General features: G+C 74.9%; 1 protein-coding gene. It reads right to left on the bottom strand.

Translation table 11 applies throughout. The features are described 5' to 3' along the window. A partial coding sequence (locus FNQ90_RS22880; protein WP_228471526.1) for an LCP family protein occupies window positions 1-1278 on the bottom strand: 1278 nt, incomplete at its 3' end. Between the last annotated feature and the right edge of the window lie 206 nt (window positions 1279-1484).

Below are 1484 nucleotides of genomic sequence, written 5' to 3'. Positions count from 1 at the left end.
GTCGTCCCCGGAGCCCCCGTCGCCCTCCGGGTCCTCGACGACCGAGGCGGCCTCCCGTTCGGCGGGGGTGCGCTCGATGATGTCCTCGGGGATCGGTCGGTCGGCGCGCAGCGCCTCCCACAGGCGCTCCGACTCCGGCTCCAGCGGTCGGACCCGGTTGGGGTCCTCCTCGTCGTAGGTCACCGGGAGGGTGACCATCTCCAGCCCCTCGGGGCCGATGTCCCGCAGGGTGCGCCCCAGGGAGGCCAGCCGGCCCACGGAGGACAGGCCGGTGTCGGTGGTGATCGCCGAGGTGGTGGTGTCGGCGAGGCGGTAGACCCGGCGCGGGCTGTCGAAGAGGTCCAGGTCCGCGACGCGCACCATCAGGGCCTGCAGGAAGGAGTGCTGGAGCTGGATGCGGCCCAGGTCGCTGCCGTCGCCGACGGTCTTGCGGGTGCGCACCAGGGCCAGCGCGTCGCCGCCGTCCAGCAGGTGGGTGCCCTCGGCCAGGTCCAGGCCGCTGTGCCGGTCGCGGACGGCCCGGGTGACGGTGACCTCGACGCCGCCCAGTTCGTCGATGATCTTCTCGAAGCCCTCGAAGTCGACCTCGACGTAGTGGTCCATGCGGATGCCGGTCAGTTCCTCCACGGTGCGCACCGCGCAGACCGGGCCGCCGACGGCGTGCGACTCGTTGAACATCGCGCGGTCCTCGGCGGGGGCGGTGGTGCCGTCGGGACGGGCGCACTCGGGTCGGGAGACCAGGGTGTCGCGCGGTATCGACACCACGGAGGCGGTGGTGCGGTCGGCCGCGATGTGGACGACCATCGCGGCGTCGGCGCGGGCGTCGTCCCCGGAGTCCCCGGAGCCCTCGGTCCCGGCGTCGGCGGCGTCGGCGGCGTTCACCGCCCCGCCGGTGTCCGGCGAGCCGCCGCCGCCCACCGTGCCGTCGCCCTCCCCGTCCTCGGGGTTGGCGTCGGTGGTGTCGGGTTCCTCGCCGTCCCCATCCTCGCCGTCCCCACCGTCGCCGCCGGGGCGGGCGTCGGAGCCCAGCACCAGGAAGGTCAGGGAGCCGTTGGGCAGGTCGCGGGGGCGGTCGGCCTCGGGCGCGGCGTCGATGTCCACCTCGCCGATGTTGCGGTCCAGCCGCATCCACAGCGTGCCCGCGGTGACCCCCGCGACGAGGAGCACCGCCAGCGGGATGATCACCGCCACGATCCACCGGCGACGCGGGAGCCGGAGCCGGCGGGGGCGGCCGGACGGTCTCCGCTCCTCGGTCGTCTCCGCAGCACGCTCCGCCATCCTCGCCTCGGCTCTCCGCCGCGCCGCCGGCAACCCGGCACCCCGGCAATACAGCCCCCTTCGGGGTATCACCACATTGTCCGACCACGGGGGCGCCCCCGCGCGTCGGCACGGCCGGTCACCGCGGCGTTTACGCAGGTCGAAGCCCTTGGAGGCGCGACACGCCGTACCGTCGGGTCATCCGGTTCCCCGACCCCCGCCTACCC

The organism is Streptomyces alkaliphilus (assembly GCF_014141535.1).
Lineage (GTDB): Bacteria > Actinomycetota > Actinomycetes > Streptomycetales > Streptomycetaceae > Streptomyces > Streptomyces alkaliphilus.
Note: the sequence above shows the minus strand (reverse complement) of the source record. Positions and strands in the feature narration are given on the sequence as shown.